The organism is Enterobacter sp. 342, from assembly GCF_036663495.1.
GTDB lineage: Bacteria > Pseudomonadota > Gammaproteobacteria > Enterobacterales > Enterobacteriaceae > Enterobacter.
This window is the reverse complement of sequence record NZ_JAWUEI010000003.1, coordinates 48,449-67,516: the sequence shown is the minus strand read 5'-3', so window position 1 is coordinate 67,516 and position 19,068 is coordinate 48,449. Positions and strand designations below refer to the sequence as shown.

General features: G+C 58.0%; 16 protein-coding genes. 9 read left to right on the top strand and 7 right to left on the bottom strand.

What is annotated here, in order from left to right:
• Positions 1 to 188: 188 nt before the first annotated feature.
• Both opgB and V6E55_RS03560 read left to right on the top strand, forming a co-directional pair.
• On the top strand, positions 189 to 2,480 hold the full coding sequence (gene opgB / locus V6E55_RS03565; protein WP_316942194.1) for a phosphatidylglycerol--membrane-oligosaccharide glycerophosphotransferase: 2,292 nt from the start codon (positions 189 to 191) through the stop codon (positions 2,478 to 2,480).
• Positions 2,480 to 3,001 (top strand): GNAT family N-acetyltransferase, encoded by a 522-nt coding sequence (locus tag V6E55_RS03560; RefSeq protein ID WP_316942193.1) that lies wholly within the window; start codon positions 2,480 to 2,482, stop codon positions 2,999 to 3,001. The genes opgB and V6E55_RS03560 overlap by 1 nt, the downstream gene beginning before the upstream one ends.
• Here the strand turns inward: V6E55_RS03560 and tsr are convergent.
• From tsr to V6E55_RS03530, 6 genes are all read right to left on the bottom strand, one after another.
• Positions 2,998 to 4,662 carry a methyl-accepting chemotaxis protein gene (gene tsr / locus V6E55_RS03555; RefSeq protein ID WP_114979228.1) on the bottom strand — a complete coding sequence of 555 codons (1,665 nt, stop codon included), beginning with the start codon at positions 4,660 to 4,662 and terminating at the stop codon, positions 2,998 to 3,000. The genes V6E55_RS03560 and tsr overlap by 4 nt on opposite strands.
• Positions 4,663 to 4,770: 108 nt before the next feature.
• The gene (locus V6E55_RS03550) at positions 4,771 to 5,790 is read right to left on the bottom strand and encodes an Ldh family oxidoreductase (protein WP_316942192.1); all 1,020 of its coding nucleotides are present in this window, start codon (positions 5,788 to 5,790) and stop codon (positions 4,771 to 4,773) included.
• Positions 5,791 to 5,801: 11 nt separating this feature from the next.
• Complete coding sequence (locus V6E55_RS03545; protein ID WP_316942191.1) at positions 5,802 to 7,403, bottom strand: APC family permease; 1,602 nt, start codon at positions 7,401 to 7,403, stop codon at positions 5,802 to 5,804.
• 11 nt (positions 7,404 to 7,414) lie between these two features.
• Positions 7,415 to 9,022 (bottom strand): aldehyde dehydrogenase (NADP(+)), encoded by a 1,608-nt coding sequence (locus V6E55_RS03540; protein ID WP_316942190.1) that lies wholly within the window; start codon positions 9,020 to 9,022, stop codon positions 7,415 to 7,417.
• A 14-nt stretch (positions 9,023 to 9,036) separates the two neighbouring features.
• Positions 9,037 to 9,957 (bottom strand): dihydrodipicolinate synthase family protein, encoded by a 921-nt coding sequence (locus tag V6E55_RS03535; RefSeq protein ID WP_316942189.1) that lies wholly within the window; start codon positions 9,955 to 9,957, stop codon positions 9,037 to 9,039.
• Between the two features lie 138 nt (positions 9,958 to 10,095).
• Positions 10,096 to 10,911 carry an AraC family transcriptional regulator gene (locus tag V6E55_RS03530; RefSeq protein ID WP_316942188.1) on the bottom strand — a complete coding sequence of 272 codons (816 nt, stop codon included), beginning with the start codon at positions 10,909 to 10,911 and terminating at the stop codon, positions 10,096 to 10,098.
• A gap of 308 nt (positions 10,912 to 11,219) precedes the next feature.
• Between V6E55_RS03530 and V6E55_RS03525 the strand changes: the two genes are divergently transcribed.
• The 4 genes from V6E55_RS03525 to V6E55_RS03510 are packed head-to-tail and all read left to right on the top strand — an operon-like array spanning position 11,220 to position 14,755.
• A complete protein-coding gene (locus V6E55_RS03525; protein ID WP_316942187.1) occupies positions 11,220 to 12,161 on the top strand; it encodes a 4-hydroxyproline epimerase in 942 nt (313 codons plus the stop codon).
• Positions 12,158 to 13,261: an NAD(P)/FAD-dependent oxidoreductase gene (locus V6E55_RS03520; RefSeq protein WP_316942186.1), complete on the top strand. Its 1,104-nt coding sequence runs from the start codon at positions 12,158 to 12,160 to the stop codon at positions 13,259 to 13,261. Before V6E55_RS03525 ends, V6E55_RS03520 begins: the two co-directional genes overlap by 4 nt.
• Entirely contained in the window at positions 13,258 to 13,512 is a 255-nt protein-coding gene (locus V6E55_RS03515) for a (2Fe-2S)-binding protein (protein ID WP_129996750.1), read from the top strand. The genes V6E55_RS03520 and V6E55_RS03515 overlap by 4 nt, the downstream gene beginning before the upstream one ends.
• Complete coding sequence (locus V6E55_RS03510) at positions 13,499 to 14,755, top strand: FAD/NAD(P)-binding oxidoreductase (RefSeq protein WP_316942185.1); 1,257 nt, start codon at positions 13,499 to 13,501, stop codon at positions 14,753 to 14,755. The genes V6E55_RS03515 and V6E55_RS03510 overlap by 14 nt, the downstream gene beginning before the upstream one ends.
• Before the next feature lies 1 nt (position 14,756).
• Here the strand turns inward: V6E55_RS03510 and hpaR are convergent, their stop codons facing one another.
• Positions 14,757 to 15,200, bottom strand: a complete 444-nt coding sequence (gene hpaR, locus V6E55_RS03505) for a homoprotocatechuate degradation operon regulator HpaR (protein ID WP_028016562.1) — start codon at positions 15,198 to 15,200, stop codon at positions 14,757 to 14,759.
• A gap of 270 nt (positions 15,201 to 15,470) precedes the next feature.
• On the opposite strand from hpaR, the gene hpaG reads away from it, so the two are divergent.
• The 3 genes from hpaG to hpaD are packed head-to-tail and all read left to right on the top strand — an operon-like array spanning position 15,471 to position 19,064.
• A complete protein-coding gene (gene hpaG / locus V6E55_RS03500; protein WP_316942184.1) occupies positions 15,471 to 16,748 on the top strand; it encodes a 4-hydroxyphenylacetate degradation bifunctional isomerase/decarboxylase in 1,278 nt (425 codons plus the stop codon).
• Positions 16,745 to 18,211 carry a 5-carboxymethyl-2-hydroxymuconate semialdehyde dehydrogenase gene (gene hpaE, locus V6E55_RS03495; protein WP_236920789.1) on the top strand — a complete coding sequence of 489 codons (1,467 nt, stop codon included), beginning with the start codon at positions 16,745 to 16,747 and terminating at the stop codon, positions 18,209 to 18,211. The genes hpaG and hpaE overlap by 4 nt, the downstream gene beginning before the upstream one ends.
• A 1-nt stretch (position 18,212) precedes the next feature.
• A complete protein-coding gene (hpaD, locus tag V6E55_RS03490; RefSeq protein WP_316942183.1) occupies positions 18,213 to 19,064 on the top strand; it encodes a 3,4-dihydroxyphenylacetate 2,3-dioxygenase in 852 nt (283 codons plus the stop codon).
• The last annotated feature ends 4 nt before the right edge of the window (positions 19,065 to 19,068 follow it).

Here is a 19,068-nt window from a genome sequence, read left to right as displayed (position 1 = left end):
GTCACCGTCTCAGCGTCCGTTTGTCAGGATGCGAGCACCTTCAAAAAAACGGTTTTCTAAACCAAATCCTAACAACAACACACTTTCGTGACACTAAAATTGCAGCTAAACGACATCGCAATTACATTGTAGTACCTAAAAAATATACAGTTAGCCAGCGAAGCACCTGGCGTCATGAGGATATGCTGTTGTCAGAATTAATATCCCTTATCCTTTTTCTGGCTTCTGTCGGTATTTATGCCTGGAAAGCCGGCCGTAACACCTGGTGGTTTATTGCCACGCTGGTGGTACTTGGCATTTTTATTATTTTAAACATTACCTTATACGCCAGCGATTACTTTACCGGTGACGGGATTAACGATGCGGTGCTCTACACCCTGACGAATAGCCTGACAGGCGCAGGTGTAGGTAAGTATATTCTTCCAGGGCTGGGCCTGATTGTCGCGCTGGTGGCGATTTTTGGCGCACTGGCCTGGGTGCTGCGTCGACGTCGCCATCATCCGCACCATCATGGTTACAGCCTGCTGGCACTTTTCCTGGCACTGGCCTCAGTCGACGCCAGTCCTGCATTCCATCAGATCACTGAGCTGGTAAAATCCCAGTCGCGCGATGGCGACCCAGATTTCGTGGCCTACTACAAAGAACCGTCGAAAACGATCGCCAACCCGAAACTCAACCTGGTCTATATCTACGGTGAAAGTCTGGAGCGCACGTACTTTGATGACGACGCGTTCCCGAACCTGACACCAGAGCTGGGCGCGTTGAAAAACGAAGGTCTCGATTTCAGCCACACCATGCAGTTGCCCGGCACGGATTACACTATCGCCGGAATGGTTGCCTCCCAGTGTGGCATCCCGCTGTTCGCACCTTTTGAAGGTAACGCCTCAGCCTCAATGTCGACATTCTTCCCGCAGAATGTTTGCCTGGGCGATATCCTGAAAAACTCCGGCTACGAAAACTATTTTGTCCAGGGGGCGAACCTGCGCTTTGCCGGAAAAGATGTGTTCCTGAAGTCCCACGGTTTTGACCACCTGTATGGCTCAGAAGAGTTAAAAACGACAGTTGCCGATCCAAACTACCGCAACGACTGGGGCTTCTACGACGATACGGTGCTGGACGAAACCTGGAAGAAATTCGAGGAACTTTCTCGTTCGGGCAAGCGCTTCTCCCTCTTTGCTCTGACGGTGGATACGCACCACCCGGACGGGTTTGTCTCACGCACCTGTAAACGCAGAAGCTATGATGTCGACGGCAAAAACAACAAGTCTTTCAGCGCCGTCACCTGTAGCCAGGAGCATATCGCCGCACTGATCGAGAAAATCAAAACCTCGCCGTACTTTAAAAATACCGTCATCGTCGTTTCGTCTGACCACCTGGCGATGAAAAACAGCGCATGGGATCAACTCAACAAGCAGGATCGCAGCAATCTGTTCTTCGTGCTTCGCGGCGACCAGCCGCAACAGGAGGTGATTGCCACCAGACGTAACTCAATGGATAACGGCGCGACGGTGCTGGATATTCTGGGCGGAGACAACTTTATTGGTCTGGGCCGCAGCACATTGTCGGGGCAATCTCTGTCTGAAGTCTTCCTCAACATGAAGGAAAAAATCCTCGCGTGGAAGCCTGACATCATCCGCCTGTGGAACTTCCCGAAAGAGATGAAAGACTTCACCATCGATCAAAATAAAAACACGATTGCCTTCTCGGGCAGCAACTTCCGTCTGCCGCTGCTGGTGCGCGTATCGGATAATCGCGTCGAACCGCTGCCGGAAAGTGAGTACTCCGCCCCGCTGCGTTTCCAGTTGGCTGACTTTGCCCCTCGCGATAACTTCGTCTGGGTCGACAAGTGTTACAAAATGGGCCAACTCTGGTCTCAGCCGCTGGCACTTTCTACCGACTGGTGTGTCTCTCAGGGACAACTTGGCGGAGAGCAAACCGTGCAGCATGTGGATAAACCCCAGTGGAAAGGCAAAACCGCGTTTAAAGACACGGTGATTGATACCGCACGCTATCAGCACAACGTCGACATGCTGAAAATCGTCGATAACGATATTCGCTACAAGGCGGACAGCTTTATCTTTAACGTGGCCGGCGCGCCGGAAGAGGTGAAACAATTTAGCGGCATCTCGCGTCCGGAGTCCTGGGGACGCTGGTCAAATGCGCAGTTGGGCAACGAAGTGAAAATTGAGTACACCCATCCCCTGCCAGAACAATTTGACCTGGTGATCACGGCCAGGGCGTATGGCTCCAATGCGAATAAGCCCGTGCCCGTGCGCGTGGGTGATCAAGAGCAGACGCTAACGCTTGGAAACGAAGTGACCACTCACACGCTGCATTTTGAGAATCCATCCCGCAGCAATACCCTGGTGATTGTGCCGCCAGACCCACAGTCCACGAATGACGGAAATATCCTCGGTCATTCACCGCGTCAGTTGGGGGTCGGTATGGTCGAAATTAAAATTGTGAGTAATGCAGGCTAATGATCGCCCTCCTTAACATAACCGTTCGGCCAACTCGCTGTGAGGATGTTTTCGCCCTGCCCGCCATTGAACGCGCGGCGGGCGAACGTTTTCGACGCTATCCGGAGCTCGCCTGGCTTGCCGATGGCGAGGTTATTTCCGCTGAGCAGCATCTTGAGTATGCCGAACGCGGGCAAAGCTGGCTGGCGCTGGAGAATAACCGCCCCGTGGGGTTTATCCTCACCGAAGCGCATTCTTCATCGCTGTTTATTGTGGAACTCTCCGTCGCTCTGGACTGGCAGGGAAAAGGGATTGGCCGGCAGCTCATCGCCTGTGTAGCTGACCATGCCCGTAAGCTAGGGCTGGCATCGCTGACGTTAACGACGTTCCGGGACGTCGCGTGGAATGCGCCGTTCTATGCGCGGTTGGGGTTTGAACAAATTGCTGAGCTGACGCCAGAACTGCGTCAGAAAAGAGATGATGAAGTGGCGCATGGCTTAGCGTATGAATCCCGCTGTGCCATGCGCCTGTCACTTAATTAGAACGTTTCCCAGTTATCGCCGGCATCAGCGGTTGCCGCTTTACGCGACATTGCGGGTGCTGCAACAGTTTTCGCTGAAGCGAACTCGCGCGCCTTCATCTGCTCCTGCTGAATGCGGAACACCGCGACAGCCTGGGTCAGACGGCTCGCCTGCTCTTCCAGCGCCGCAGCGGCCGCGGCAGACTCTTCCACCAGCGAGGCGTTCTGCTGGGTCACACGATCCATCTCAGCCACTGCCAGACCCACCTGGTCAATACCGCGGCTCTGTTCGTCAGATGCAGACGCAATTTCGCCCATGATGTCGGTGACGCGAGTGACCGCATTCACGATCTCACCCATGGTTTCCCCGGCGCTTTCTACCAGAGTCGAACCCACTTCCACACGGCCAACAGAGTCTTCAATCAGGCTCTTAATTTCACGTGCCGCCTGGGCGCTGCGCTGTGCCAGGTTACGAACTTCACCTGCCACCACTGCAAAGCCACGGCCCTGCTCGCCCGCACGCGCCGCTTCTACCGCCGCGTTCAGTGCCAGAATGTTGGTCTGGAAAGCGATGCCGTCAATTACGCTGATAATGTCGGCAATTTTCTGCGAACTTCCGGCGATGTCACGCATGGTTTGCACCACATTATCCACCACTTTACCGCCTTTCTGCGCCGTTTCAGATGCACTCAGCGCCAGATGGCTTGCCTGACGGGCGTTTTCGGCGTTCTGCTTAACGGTCGCCGTCAGTTGTTCCATACTGGCAGCGGTCTCTTCCAGAGAAGCAGCCTGCTGTTCAGTACGGGAGGAGAGATCGTTATTGCCCATCGCGATTTCGCTTGCACCGCTGTAAATGGCGTTTGCGCCATTACGCACGTCGCCAACGGTACGCACCAGCTCACCCTGCATATGACGCAGCGAGTCAGCCAGTTCGCCCATCTCATTTGCACCTTCGACTTCAATGCGCTTCACCAGATCGCCGCTGGCGATATGGCGAATATTGTCGATCAGACGCGTCAGCGGAGAGATCAATGCCTGCTTAATGCCCAGCCAGACACCCACGATCACCAACAGCACGACAATCAGTACGCTAATCAGTACCCAAATGGCCTGGCTGAAGGAGCTGTTGCTATCTTCGACCGCAATCTGATACAGCTTGTCGTTCTGCTGCAGGTAGTTTACGTACTGCTTCTCAAAACCGTCCTGATAGCTCTGAGTCGGCTGGTCGAAGAAGGCGTTGATTTTGCCTGCACCCAGCAGTTGAATCAGCTCCGCCAGCGCACCGTGATAGATATCGTAGTTACGTTTGATTTCCATCGCTTCTGCGTCACTTTGACGCGAGTCGCGCGGCAGGGCTTCGTACGCAGCCCAGTTTTTTTCCGCCTGTTTCAGAGACACAGATGCAATTTGCATCAAATCGTTAACGGTCGCACCGCTGCCGATATTGCTCTGATCCATCATATAGCGGATGCCTGCACGGTTCAGGGTATTACGGGTTTGCAGCAACGCCACCCAGCTGGCGTTCAGCGTGGATTGTTGCTGGCGAATGGTTTGCAGGACGGTGAAGTTCTCTTTGTCATTCTTCAGAGCGTTAAAGAAAAGACCACCGGATGTGAGTTGTAAAAGGCCAAATATCGCTAAAACCAGCATTAGGCTGGTGACAATCTTGATACGGTTTAACATGTTTTCTCTTTCCATCAGACAGATAACAGAATTTTCGGCCTGGAAAGGGAAAACTTTACGAAAAACGTACTGAGAAGAGGGACTATTTCCCTCCTCTTGTGTTGATGATCACGATGATGATTTCAGCAGCTCAGATATGTCATTGAAAAGTGTGAGGGTTATCTCCAGTCCATTACGGTTTACGCGCTCACGAGATTGATAGCGGCGCTCTCCCGGCAATCGCGCCCCCTGCTGCGTCATCCCGCTGAAGAGTGTCTCGGCACGGGCCAGATGGACTGCGGCGTCATCTCCCAGAAAACGCGTCGGGTCAAGCGCCAGAATCAGTTCACCGCCGTAAGGCAGGCCGCCTGCGCCGTTATCCCACGCCAGCGATTCCGCACTGGTCATATCACCGATCAGCGGCCCGGCAAGCAGCTCCACCATCGCCGCCAGCGCCGATCCTTTATGCCCACCGAAGGTCAACATCGCGCCGTCGAGAATAGCCTGTGCATCGGTCGTCGGGTTGCCCTGAGCATTAATACCCCATCCTTCCGGCACGGGTTTACCCGCGCGCTGATGCAGCTGGATTTCACCCCGCGCCGCCGCACTGGTGGCCATATCAAAAATAAACGGCGGCTTATCGCCGCGCGGCCAGCCAAAAGCAATCGGGTTCGTGCCAAACAGCGGTTGCGTGCCGCCCGCAGGGGCGACCCACGCATGGCTCGGCGTGGTCGCCAGCGCCACCAGACCGGCCTCCGTCAACGGTTCGACGTCAGCAAACAGAGCAGAAAAGTGCACGCAGCGGTTAATCGCCAGTGCGGCGATACCACTGTGTCGCGCCTTTTCCATCAGCAGCGGCAGCGCACGTTCGAACGCCAGCAGGGAAAATGCCCCACCAGCGTCCGCTTTCACGATGGCGGGCGCGGTATTGGTGATCACCGGCTCTGCGTCTGGTGACACCTTCCCTTTACGCAGCGTTTCGACAATACCCAACAACCGCCACAAACCGTGCGAGGCGCAGCCGTCGCGTTCGCCGTGGGTGACGTTTTTCGCCACCGCGGCGGCGTGCGCCTCGCTGAATCCGTTCCCGCGCAGCACGTTAAATGCCAGCGCATAAGCCTCTGTTAACGAGAGGTTTACCATCTCCATGACTGACTCCTCTACTCTTCTTCGTCTCCGGTAAAGTTAGCCTGCGGCAGACAGGTTCGCTCGCCCCAGTAGTAAATGCCCAGCGACATCACCGCCACCACCACCGTATCCCACGGATGACCAATCACCCCTGTGCCGCCAAAACTGCCCAGCCACGAGAACAGCATAATCAGCGCGTAGAAAGCGATTAACCACAGGGAAGATTTCACCTGCTGCGCCAGACTCACCGTGTGGACAGGCACTTTTGATTTGCATAGCACGTAGACCACGAACATCACAATCTGCAACCCCAGCAGCCATGACAGCGTCCCCCAGCCAGACCAGAAGACAATCAGGGCTGAAATCACAAACGACACCGGGCCGATAATCCCGAAGGCACGCACGCGGAACGGGCGCGGCAGATCAGGCGCATTACGGCGCAGCCCCGCCGCCGTGACCGGGGCAATGGCATAGCTCAGTACCAGCGCCGCCGACACCACGCTAATCAACTGCTCCCAGGACGGGAACGGCAGCGTCCAGAAGATAGACATGGCGAAAGTCAGCCACAGGGCCGGGCGCGGAATGCCGGACTCCTTATCAATGTGGGTAAACGCCTTAAAGAACGTCCCCGCTTTCGCCCAGCCATAAATCACGCGCGGTGTCGCGTTCATATAGATATTGCCGGTGCCGCTCGGGGAGACAATCGCGTCGCACACCACCATAAATGCCAGCCAGCCCATACCGAGCGTAATGGCAATATCGCGGTACGGTAGCGAGAACTGTTTGCTGATTTCCGCCCAGCCGCTGCCGAGCATTTCGGTTGGGATACTGCCAAGAAACGCCAGTTGCAACAGCACGTAGATAATGGTCGACAACACCACAGATAAAATCAGCGCAACCGGGATGGTCCGCTGCGGATTTTGCACTTCACTCGCCACAGAGATAATCGGTGTCAGCCCCAGGTAGGCAAAAATAATCCCCCCGGCGCTGATCGCCGCCTCAACGCCTGACATACCAAACGGCGCAATCCCCTTAACGTGCAGGTTTTCAGGCTTGAAAAAGGTAAACAGGGTGACGACAACCGCCAGCGGCACCAGAAACTTCAGAATACTGATGATGTTGTTGGAGCGGGCGAACGTTTTTACGCTGTAGTAGTTCAGGCCAAAGAAGAAACAGAGCAGTAAAAACTGCACCACCCAGCCCAGCAGCGTCGGGTCGCTTGAGTCTGGTTGCGTCAGCATCGGGAACCAGGCGGCCGCGTACTGGCGCGCGGCAACAATCTCAATGGAGATCAGGCTTGAGAACGCAATCAGCGTAATAAAACCCAGCAGATACCCCATCAGCTCGCCGTGGGAAAACACCGGATAGCGGATAATCCCCCCGGCGCGCGGCAGTGCCGCCCCCAGTTCGCAATAGACAATCCCCAGCAGCAGCACGGCAATCCCGCCGATAACCCACGAGGCAATACCCGCTGGCCCGGCAATGGAGGCCACATGGCTTGCAGCAAACAGCCAGCCGGAGCCGAAGATAGCCCCAAGACCAATAAACGTCAGATCGGTTAACGTGAGCTGCTTTTTAAATTTCCCTGACTCAACAACGCGGGACGATGTTTGATGCGTAGAGTGAATCGTCATGGTCATGCCCTTCAGTCAACAGAGGGGGAAATGGCTTCCCGGGTCCACTGCCCGTTAATCAGGCGCAGCAGGTTCAGAGGGTTAGCATCCTGGACAGCAGGCGGCAGCAGTGTAGCGGGCACATTCTGCAGGCACACCGGACGCAGAAAACGTTCGATGGATTTTGTTCCGACGGAGGTCCCACGTGAATCGGTGGTGGCAGGCCACGGGCCGCCGTGCACCATCGCATCGCACACTTCCACCCCGGTCGGATACCCGTTGAACAACACGCGCCCGGCCTTTTCACTCAGGGCAGGCAGCAGGCGTTGCGCCAGCGGACCGTCATCGGATTCGGCGTGCACCGTTGCCGTCAGTTGGCCCTGGATGGCACGCAGAACGGCCCGCATTTCAGCCTCGTCAGCCACTTCCACCAGCACCGCCAGCGGGCCAAACACCTCATGCTGCAACAGAGGATCCTGCGCCAGCAGCAGCGAAACCGGGGCCTGATACAGGCGAGCCTGCGCGCGTCCGCTAACAGAATCATCAGAGCCTGCCAGCCGCTGAATCGCGGGATGCGCCTCAAACGCGTGGACACCTTCTTCGTAGTGGGCAAGCGTCGGAGCATTGAGCATGGTCTGTGCCGGAGCTTGATCCACCGCCTCTTTCAGCGTCTGCGTGAAGCGGGTCATGCCTTCGCCACGTAAGGCCAGGATCAGACCTGGCTTAGTACAAAACTGCCCGCTGCCGAGGGTAAAAGAGGCCACCAGTTCCTTCGCCAGAACCTCTGCCCGGGAGGCTAACGCCTGCGGCAGAATAATCAGCGGGTTAATCGCTGACATCTCCGCAAAGACCGGGATCGGCTGCGGACGCTGCTGCGCAAGCTGCCAGAGCGCCTTACCGCCGCGCAAAGAACCGGTAAACCCGACCGCCTGGATCGCCGGATGACGCACCAGCTCTGCGCCAATGTCGGTGCCGAAAATCATGTTAAAAACGCCCGCAGGAAGGGCGGCTTTCTCCACCGCACGCACAATCGCCTGAGCGGTGATCTCCGCGGTTGCCATATGCCCCGGATGGGCTTTCACCACCACCGGGCAGCCCGCCGCCAGTGCAGAGGCGGTGTCGCCCCCTGCGGTGGAGAAAGCCAGCGGGAAATTGCTGGCACCGAATACCGCCACCGGGCCCAGCGCCGTCAGATACTGGCGCAGATCCGGGCGCGGTAGCGGCTGACGCGCAGGGAGTGCGGTATCAATGCGCACGCCGAAGGCATCACCCCGACGCAGCACGCCAGCGAACATGCGCAGCTGATTGCTGGTCCGGGCGCGCTCTCCCTGCAAGCGCGGCAGCGGCAGCGCCGTCTCCTGGTGGGCTATCGCGAAAAAGTCCTCGCCGAGTAAATCCAGCTCGTCGGCGAGGATATCGAGAAAGCGGGCGCGCACCTCGGGTGACGTCTGTGAGTAGATCGGGAATGCCTGTTCAGCCGCCAGCGCCGCAGCGGCGGCCTCCTCGCGGGAGGCCGGGTAAAAGCGGTATCCGGTGGGTTCACCGTCAGCGGCACGCAGGCCCGGCAGCGTCGCCTCACCGCTTGCCACGCGGCGTCCGGCGATAAACTGCTGGCCTTTTACAGAGAGAGATAAAGTCATCGTCACTCCTTTACTTAAAGGCCGACGTCAGGCAGTTGTGGGCGAGTCGCCAGCGCCTTCTCGACAATCGCTACCACCTGCGCACGGGTTTCCCCTTCCAGCGCCAGGCGTGGCGGGCGGGTAATGGCGCTGCCGCGCCCCAGCAACTCTTCGCAAAGCTTGATGCACTGCACCAGATCCGGACGCGCATCCAGATGCAGCAGCGGCATAAACCAGCGGTAAAGCGCCATCGCTTCTTCATAGCGCTGCTGTTTTGCCAGGCGGAACAGCGTCTCCCCTTCACGTGGGAACGCGTTCGACATCCCCGAGATCCAGCCTTCCGCTCCCACGGCGATGCTCTCGACCACCACGTCATCCAGCCCGGCAAACAGCACAAAGCGGTCGCCAACGGAATTGCGCAGGTCGATAAAGCGGCGGGTATCCCCGGAAGAGTCTTTAAAGCAGACGATGTTGTCGCAATCGGCGAGCGTCGCCAGGATGTCCGGCGTCACGTCGTTTTTGTAGATTGGCGGGTTGTTGTACACCATGATAGGCAGGTCAGTGGCGGTTGCCACGCTGCGGAAGTGGGCCGCTGTTTCATGCGGTTTTGACGAGTAAACCAGCGCAGGCATCACCATAATACCGTCCACGCCCACACGCTCGGCCTCTTTCGCCATCTTCTGCGCAAAGGCGGTGGTAAATTCTGCGACACCGGCGATAACCGGGATCTGGCCACCCGCCGCGTCTTTCGCCACTTCGATAATTTGCAGCTTTTCCTGCGTGGTCAGAGAGGTGTTCTCGCCCACGCTGCCGCACACTACCAGGCCGGAAACACCATCCTTGACCAGGTTTTTCATCACCGCATGGGTGGCATCCAGGTCGAGAGAGTAATCGCTGCGAAACTGGGTGCTGACTGCCGGGAATACACCGCTCCAGTGAATGGCTTTCTTGCTCATGTTCGGTTCCTTGTCGTCAATTTGTTAAATCAAAGTGAATGAATGGTGAATATTCACTGACAGATTGACGTTTCAGGCGTCCGACGGCTTGGTGGTTTTCCTCCTCTTTGATGACGAAATTAGCACAGTGCGTTTGTCTTACCCGGCCAGCGTGACGCGAAAATCACGCGGCGTAGAGCCGGTCATGGCCTTGAACTGGCGGCTAAAGGCGCTGTGATCGGTATAGCCACATTGCAGGGCAATATCGGTAATCGGCGTATCGCCCGCCAGCAGCTCAGTCGCTTTTTCCAGACGGACTTTGTGGATCATCTGACGCGGGGTGAGGTGAAAAATGCGCTTACAGTAGCGCTCAATTTGCGCCACCGACATACCGCTCAGCGCGGTCAGCTCCTCCATGGCGATCGGCCGGTGGTAATGCTTGCGGATATGATCGTCGACGATCGCCAGCCGTTGCCACGCCGGGTGTCGCGCCTGCGCTTCCTGTAAGTCGTGCGAAATGCCCGCCATGCCGATCACCTGGCCCTGCGCATCCCGCAGCGCCAGTTTCTGGGTCAGACACCAGCCGCGCTCACGGCCGTTATAGAGATGCATCTCCAGCTGATCGCGCAGCGTCACCCCTTCGCGCAGCACCCGCATATCCTGCTCGGTATAGCCCTGCCCCAGCGCGGAAGGGAAAACATCGGCAGAGGTTTTCCCCAGCAGCGAAGCCACCGTCTTAAATCCGCAGCGACGCGCAAGGGTCATATTGACCATCAGATAGCGCGCCTGCACGTCTTTGACAAAAAACACCACATTAGGAATGGCATTGAGCAGCGGCGCAATCAACGCCATCGCATGAAGCAAAGTCTGGATATTGTCCGGACGCTGGTGCGCCAGCCCTTCACAAATCTGGCTCAGTTCAGTCACTTCCAGTGCTGGCGAGGGTGCCAGCGCATCATCAATTACACAGGACATAACGCTTCCTCCCGATCAGTGAGCTGGATCTTTATTAACTTTTCGTTAACTCATCAAGCGCCCTTACCGCGTTTTGCGATCCTGCCACAGGTTTATGATTTACCCCGTTTCATCCACTAGCGCAGTCGCCTTTTTTGGTTTACCACACCACCAACAGAATGATTAATAAGAAATAAATATGAATTTAACTTAAGAGTAAAACCGGTCACTGTGCTGATTTCGTCATTTCTGGTGACGAAAGCGATCAAGCAGGAATCCCGGCCTTACGCCAGCATTTAGCAACAAGGTGTTAACTTTCCGGAGATCCCATGACAGCGCAACACAGCGAACTGAGAGTAATTGACTCCCACACCGGCGGCGAACCGACCCGCCTGGTCATCGACGGTTTTCCGGATCTGGGCGCAGGAAACATGGCCGAGCGCCGGGACCGCTTCGCCCGCGACTACGACGACTGGCGCAAAGCCATTATTCTTGAGCCACGCGGTAACGATGTCCTGGTCGGCGCCCTGCTGTGCGAGCCGGTATCACCGCAGGCCACCGCCGGGGTCATCTTCTTCAACAACAGCGGTTTTCTGAACATGTGCGGTCACGGGACGATCGGGCTTGTCGCCTCGCTGGCCTGGCTTGGCCGCATTCAGCCCGGCAAACATCTGATTGAAACCCCGGTGGGTGATGTGACCGCCACGCTGCACGAAGACGGCAGCGTCTCGGTAGAAAACGTCCCGGCGTATCGCTGGCGCAAACATGTGCAGGTTGAAACCGCTCACGGTACGGTCACGGGCGATATCGCCTGGGGTGGAAACTGGTTCTTCCTCGTCAACGATCATCCTTTTGCAGTGACGCCGGACAAGATCCCGCAGTTAACGGAGTATGCCTGGGCGATCCGGGAAGGGTTAGAACGTGCAGGTATTCGTGGCGAAAATGACGGCATTATCGACCATATTGAACTCTTCGTCGACGATGACCGTGCAGACAGCCGCAGCTTTGTGCTCTGCCCGGGAAAAGCCTGGGATCGCTCGCCCTGCGGCACCGGCACCAGCGCCAAGCTGGCCTGTCTGGCAGAAGACGGCAAACTCAGGCCGGGAGAAACCTGGCGACAGGCGAGCATCATCAGCAGCGAATTTACCGCCCATTTCGTGCCACAGGGTAGCAAGATCATCCCGACGATCCGTGGTGAGGCGTGGGTCTGCGGCGATAACCGGTTGATCCTTAATCCTGACGATCCGTTCCGCTGGGGGATTACGTTGTGACCGACACCGACGTCATTGTCATTGGTGCCGGGATCATCGGTGCCGCCTGTGCCTGGCAACTGGCAAAACGCGGGCAGCAGGTCACGCTGATCGACGACGGTAACGCGGGCGCAACGGCGGCAGGGATGGGACATCTGGTGTGCATGGATGACGACCCCGCCGAGCTTACCCTTTCAGCCTGGTCTCTGGCACGCTGGCGGGAACTGACGCCCCGGATGCCGGAAAGCTGCGCCTGGCGCGGGTGTGGCACGCTGTGGCTGGCGGAAACGCCGCAGGAGCTTGAACTGGCAGAAGAAAAACAACGGCGGATGGCGCAACACCAGGTCGCCAGCGACATGCAGACCCGCGACCAGCTTGCCGCACGTGAACCCCTGCTCACCTCCCGGCTCAGCGGCGGGCTGTGGGTACCCGGAGACGGGATTGTCTACGCGCCAAACGTTGCCCGCTGGTTTATGGATGATGGCGATGTCACGCATCTTCGTGACCACGCCCTCGCAGTCGATGCCCCTTACGTTACCCTGCACAGCGGCAAGCGCCTGCGTGCGCGCGCCATCGTCATCGCCTGCGGTCTGGGGGCCAACGCGCTGCTTGGTGAAAACTGGCTACGGGCGAAAAAAGGCCAACTGGCGATCACCGATCGCTACGCCCCGTTGCTCAGCCACCAGCTGGTAGAGCTGGGATACGGTGCCAGTGCCCATGCGGGCGGCACCTCGGTGGCGTTTAACGTCCAGCCGCGTCCCACCGGACAACTGCTGATTGGCTCTTCACGCCAGTTCGACAATACCGACCGCGAGCTGGATTTACCGCTTCTGGCCACCATGATGGCGCGCGCGCGTCATTTTCTCCCCTCGCTGGAGAACCTCAATATCATTCGTTGCTGGAGCGGCTTTCGCGCCGCGTCGGCAGACGGCAACCCGCTCATCGGCCCGCATCCTGCCCGGCCGGGTATCTGGCTGGCACTTGGGCACGAAGGGCTGGGCGTCACCACTGCCCCCGCAACCGCCGAACTGCTCTGCGCGCAGATCCTCGGTGAACGCCCACCCGTTTCACCGGATGCCTGGCTCCCCGCGAGGCTGCAAAAACAGGAGGCCATTGCATGACGACCCTGAACCTGATTATCGAAGGCGAACCCTGCGACGTTCCTGCTGGCATCAGCATCGCAGCGGCGCTGGCACTCACGGGTAGCGGCGTGACGCGACGTTCGGTCAGCGGTGAGCTGCGCGCCCCCTTCTGTGGTATGGGCGTTTGCCAGGAGTGTCGCGTCACGGTGAATGGACGACGGGTACTGGCCTGCCAGACGGAATGTCAGCCCGATATGGTGATTGAAAGGAGCCAACATGCGAACGTTTGAGTGCGAGATCCTTGTCCTCGGAGCCGGGCCAGCCGGGCTGTCGGCGGCACTGGCCGCCGCACGCTGTGGAAAATCGGTGATGGTGCTTGACGACAACCCGCGCCCTGGGGGGCAAATATGGCGTGATGGCCCGCAGGTTTCGTTGCCTCCTCGCGCCTTACGCCTGCGGCAGGCAGTGGCGGAACAGCCAGCTATTACGCTGCTGAACGGTGCCCGGTTGATTGCCCGCTCTGAACCGCATTGCGTTGTTTTTGAAACCGCAGACAGTTGCGGTGAGATCCGCTGGCAGCGGTTAATTCTATGCTGCGGCGCACGGGAACTCTCCCTGCCGTTTCCTGGCTGGACGCTTCCCGGCGTAACGGGAGCTGGTGGGCTACAGGCACAGATTAAACATGGCCTGCCGCTCAACGGCGAGCGGGTCGTCATTGCTGGCAGCGGGCCACTGCTGCTGGCGGTCGCCGGTACGGTGAAACGCGCAGGCGGAAATATCGTCGCCATCATCGAACAGGCACCAGTGAGTGCGCTGGCCCGGTTCGCGGCTGGGCTCTGGCGCTGGCCAGAAAAACTGCTCCAGCTCGGCGAGCTTTTTCCGTCCCACTATCACCTGGCAAGCCAGGTCACCCATGCCCGTGGGGAGACACATCTTCATTCTGTGACCGTGCGTCACGGGGAGAAAACACGTGAGATAGCATGCGACAGGCTGGCTATCGGCTATGGACTGGTGCCCAATATTGAACCCGGTCTTCTCTTCGGCTGCACAACCGAAAATCAGGCTATCCGGGTCGATGCCTCTCAACGCACCAGCGTGCAGGATATCTATGCTGCGGGGGAGTGCACCGGGTTTGGCGGCAGCGAACTGGCGCTGGCAGAAGGGGAAATTGCAGGTTATAGCGCGGCGGATAACCCCGGGAAAGCAGAAAAGGCCATCGCAACCCGCGCACGCTGGCAGCGTTTTGCCCGGGCGCTCCATGCCACCTTCGCCTTACCGGAATCATTAAAAGACGTTGCCACTGCCGACACCCTGCTCTGCCGCTGCGAAGATGTGCGCTGTGGCGATGTGCAACATGCCGAAAGCTGGCAGGCGGCGAAGCTCGCCTCGCGCTGTGGTATGGGCGCGTGCCAGGGGAAAACCTGCGCCACCAGCGCCCGCTGGCTGTACGGCTGGCCGCTGCCGCAACCGCGCGAGCCGCTTTCTCCCGCACGTATCGACACGCTGATACACCTGGCAAAACCGGAGGGCTGAGTTACTCCTCTTCCCCGCGTTCGGCAATATGGCGGTTGCCGAGCGCGATAAACTCTTCCAGCAGCGCCGTCAGCTGCTTCATTTTCTCCGGCGTGTATTCCGCTTCAATCTGCTGATAGGCCTCTTCCACCTGCGCCTGGGCGTGTTCGTACAGCGCATTCCCCTCTTTGGTCAGCGACACGTACAGCTTGCGCTGGTCGTTCACCGGCTTTAAGCGCAGCACCAGTCCGTCGCGCTCCATGCGCGTCAGAATGCCCGTCAGGCTCGGGCGCAAAATACAGGTCCGAAACGCGAGGTCGTGAAAATCCATCGACGGATGTTCAGCCAGCACGCGCACAATGCGCCACTGCTGTTCGGTCAGGTTATGCCGCTTCACAATCGGGCGGAAGTAAGACATCGCCGCTTCCCGCGCCTGCAACAGCGCGATGGTTAATGAATCATGCATAGCCTCTCCCCACCAGTCATTAACAAGTAAACAATTACACAAAAGATGTTTTTATAAACAACTCGTTTTACGTCAAAAAGTCTAACAGAAACAATCTGATTTTATTAACCATATGATAAATAAATACTTAATTATTTAGATGTAAATTTATTGTTATTCATATCACAAATTTTTCACTTCTGATTGCGAAACGAACAGCAAAAGCATAAAACCAGATCATTAATATATTAACGAAATCACAACCCGGACTTTCAGGGTGAGGAGTAGTCAATGAAAGGTACTGTTTTTGCCGTCGCATTGAACCATCAAAGCCAGCGTGATGCCTGGCGCGACGCGTTTGAAAAGGCCCCCTACACCACGCCGCCAAAAACGGCGGTGTGGTTTATCAAACCGCATAACACCGTGATCCGTGCAGGCGAGCCCATTCCGTTCCCACAAGGGGAAACGGTGTTAAGCGGTGCGACGGTGGCACTGGTCGTGGGTAAAACTGCCAGCAAGGTGCGCGTGGAAGACGCGGCGGCATACATCGCGGGATATGCGTTAGCCAATGAAGTGAGCCTGCCGGAAGAGAGTTTTTATCGCCCGGCGATCAAAGCCAAATGCCGTGACGGTTTTTGTCCGCTGGGTGAGCTTGTCGCCGTTGATAACGTCGATAACCTGGCCATCATCACCGAAATCAACGGCCGCGAAGCTGACCACTGGAACACGGCCGATTTGCAGCGCAATGCCGCCGAACTGCTCAGCGCCCTGAGCGAATTCGCCACCCTCAATCCCGGTGATGCCATTCTGCTCGGTACTCCGCATTCCCGCGTCCCCCTGCAGCCCGGCGATCGCGTGCGCGTTCTGGCGAAAGGTTTTCCCCCGCTGGAAAACCCGGTGGTGGATGAACGCGACGTAGCCATCGCACACGGCCCGCACCCGCATGCCACGCTGTTTGCCCTGGGGTTGAACTACGCCGACCACGCCAGCGAACTGGACTTCAAACCGCCCACCGAGCCGCTGGTGTTTATCAAAGCCCCGAATACCTTTAACGGTGATAACCAGACGTCGGTACGCCCGGACAACGTTGAGTACATGCACTACGAGGCGGAGCTGGTGGTGGTCATCGGCAAAACCGCGCGCAAGGTGAGTGAAGCCGACGCAATGGACTACGTGGCGGGCTATACGGTGTGCAACGACTACGCCATCCGCGACTATCTCGAAAACTACTATCGCCCGAATCTGCGCGTCAAAAGCCGCGACGGGCTGACCCCGATTTCCCCCAACATCGTGCCGAAAGCGGCCATCCCCGACCCGCACAACCTGGCTCTGCGCACCTTCGTTAACGGCGAATTACGCCAGGAAGGGACCACGGCAGACCTGATCTTCAGCATCCCGTTCCTGATTGCGTACCTGAGCGAATTTATGACCCTGCAACCGGGTGACATGATTGCCACCGGCACGCCGAAAGGGCTTTCCGACGTGGTGCCGGGTGACGAAGTGGTGGTGGAAGTGGAAGGCGTGGGCCGCCTGGTGAACCGAATTGTCAGTGAGGAGACGACAAAATGAAAAAGATAAACCATTGGATCAACGGCAAAAACGTGGCGGGAAGTGACTACTTCCACACCACTAACCCGGCGTCTGGCGAGGTGCTGGCAGAAGTGGCCTCCGGCGGCGAAGCCGAAATACACCAGGCCGTTGCGGCGGCAAAAGAGGCATTCCCGAAATGGGCTAACCTGCCGATGAAAGAGCGCGCGCGCCTGATGCGTCGTCTGGGCGATCTGATCGACCAGAACGTGCCCGAGATCGCCGCCATGGAGACCGCCGACACCGGCTTGCCGATCCACCAGACCAAAAACGTGCTGATCCCACGCGCCTCGCACAACTTCGAGTTTTTCGCCGAAGTGTGCCAGCAGATGAACGGCAAAACCTACCCGGTCGACGACAAGATGCTGAATTACACCCTGGTGCAGCCGGTGGGTGTTTGCGCGCTGGTGTCGCCGTGGAACGTGCCGTTTATGACCGCCACCTGGAAGGTTGCGCCATGCCTGGCGCTGGGCAATACCGCAGTGCTGAAGATGTCTGAACTCTCCCCGCTGACGGCCGACCGTCTGGGCGAGCTGGCGCTGGAAGCAGGTATTCCAGCCGGCGTGCTGAACGTAGTGCAGGGCTACGGTGCCACCGCAGGCGATGCGCTGGTGCGTCATCACGATGTGCGCGCCGTGTCATTCACCGGCGGGACGGCTACCGGGCGAAACATCATGAAAAACGCCGGGCTGAAAAAATACTCCATGGAATTGGGCGGAAAATCCCCGGTGCTGATTTTTGAAGATGCCGACATTGAGCGCGCGCTGGATGCCGCCCTGTTCACCATCTTCTCCATTAACGGCGAGCGCTGCACCGCGGGCTCGCGCATCTTCATTCAGCAGAGCATCTACCCGGAATTCGTCAAACGCTTCGCCGAACGCGCCAACCGCCTGCGCGTGGGCGACCCGACCGATCCAAACACTCAGATCGGCGCGCTGATCAGCCAGCAGCACTGGGAGAAAGTCTCCGGCTACATCCGTCTCGGTATTGAAGAAGGTGCGACCCTGCTGGCGGGCGGGCCGGATAAACCGACCGATCTGCCTGCGCACCTGAGAGGCGGCAACTTCCTGCGCCCAACCGTGCTGGCGGATGTCGATAACCGCATGCGCGTGGCACAGGAGGAGATCTTCGGGCCGGTGGCCTGCCTGCTGCCGTTTAAAGACGAAGCGGAAGGTCTGCGCCTGGCCAACGACGTTGAGTACGGTCTGGCGTCGTACATCTGGACCCAGGACGTGAGCAAAGTGCTGCGCCTGGCGCGCAACATTGAAGCCGGCATGGTGTTTGTGAACACCCAGAACGTGCGCGACCTGCGTCAGCCGTTTGGCGGCGTGAAGGCCTCCGGCACCGGGCGCGAAGGCGGCGAGTATAGCTTTGAAGTGTTCGCCGAGATGAAAAACGTCTGTATCTCAATGGGCGACCATCCGATTCCAAAATGGGGAGTCTGATATGGGCAAGTTAGCGTTAGCGGCAAAAATTACCCACGTTCCGTCGATGTACCTTTCTGAGCTGCCGGGGAAAAACCACGGCTGCCGTCAGTCGGCCATCGACGGGCACAAAGAGATCAGCAAGCGCTGCCGTGAGCTGGGCGTCGATACCATTATCGTTTTCGACACCCACTGGCTGGTGAACAGCGCGTACCACATCAACTGTGCGGACCATTTTTCCGGCATCTACACCAGCAACGAGCTGCCGCACTTTATCCGCGACATGACCTACGACTACGACGGTAATCCTGAGCTCGGCCAGTTGATCGCCGACGAAGCGGTGAAGCTTGGCGTGCGGGCCAAAGCGCACAACATCCCGAGCCTGAAGCTGGAGTACGGCACGCTGGTGCCGATGCGCTATATGAACAGCGACAAGCACTTCAAAGTGATCTCCATTTCCGCGTTCTGCACCGTTCACGACTTTGCCGACAGCCGCAAGCTCGGCGAAGCCATCGTCAGCGCGATTGAGAAATACGATGGCACGGTCGCGGTGCTGGCCAGCGGGTCGCTGTCGCACCGTTTTATTGACGACCAGCGCGCGGAAGAAGGGATGAACAGCTACACCCGCGAGTTCGACCGCCAGATGGACGAGCGGGTGGTAAAGCTGTGGCGCGAAGGCCAGTTCAAAGAGTTTTGCAGCATGCTGCCGGAGTACGCCGACTACTGCTACGGCGAGGGCAACATGCACGACACGGTGATGCTGCTGGGGATGCTCGGCTGGGACAACTACGACGGCAAGGTGGAGTTTCTCACCGAGCTGTTTGCCAGTTCCGGTACCGGCCAGGTCAACGCTGTTTTCCCCCTGCCTGCTTAAGGAG

Coding starts and splice junctions, on each gene's coding strand:
- V6E55_RS03560 (WP_316942193.1), top strand. CDS start 2,480: ATGATCGCCCTCCTTAACATAACCGTTCGGCCAACTCGCTGTGAGGAT.
- tsr (WP_114979228.1), bottom strand. CDS start 4,662: ATGTTAAACCGTATCAAGATTGTCACCAGCCTAATGCTGGTTTTAGCG.
- V6E55_RS03550 (WP_316942192.1), bottom strand. CDS start 5,790: ATGGAGATGGTAAACCTCTCGTTAACAGAGGCTTATGCGCTGGCATTT.
- V6E55_RS03545 (WP_316942191.1), bottom strand. CDS start 7,403: ATGACGATTCACTCTACGCATCAAACATCGTCCCGCGTTGTTGAGTCA.
- V6E55_RS03540 (WP_316942190.1), bottom strand. CDS start 9,022: ATGACTTTATCTCTCTCTGTAAAAGGCCAGCAGTTTATCGCCGGACGC.
- V6E55_RS03535 (WP_316942189.1), bottom strand. CDS start 9,957: ATGAGCAAGAAAGCCATTCACTGGAGCGGTGTATTCCCGGCAGTCAGC.
- V6E55_RS03530 (WP_316942188.1), bottom strand. CDS start 10,911: ATGTCCTGTGTAATTGATGATGCGCTGGCACCCTCGCCAGCACTGGAA.
- V6E55_RS03525 (WP_316942187.1), top strand. CDS start 11,220: ATGACAGCGCAACACAGCGAACTGAGAGTAATTGACTCCCACACCGGC.
- V6E55_RS03515 (WP_129996750.1), top strand. CDS start 13,258: ATGACGACCCTGAACCTGATTATCGAAGGCGAACCCTGCGACGTTCCT.
- V6E55_RS03510 (WP_316942185.1), top strand. CDS start 13,499: ATGCGAACGTTTGAGTGCGAGATCCTTGTCCTCGGAGCCGGGCCAGCC.
- hpaR (WP_028016562.1), bottom strand. CDS start 15,200: ATGCATGATTCATTAACCATCGCGCTGTTGCAGGCGCGGGAAGCGGCG.
- hpaG (WP_316942184.1), top strand. CDS start 15,471: ATGAAAGGTACTGTTTTTGCCGTCGCATTGAACCATCAAAGCCAGCGT.
- hpaE (WP_236920789.1), top strand. CDS start 16,745: ATGAAAAAGATAAACCATTGGATCAACGGCAAAAACGTGGCGGGAAGT.
- hpaD (WP_316942183.1), top strand. CDS start 18,213: ATGGGCAAGTTAGCGTTAGCGGCAAAAATTACCCACGTTCCGTCGATG.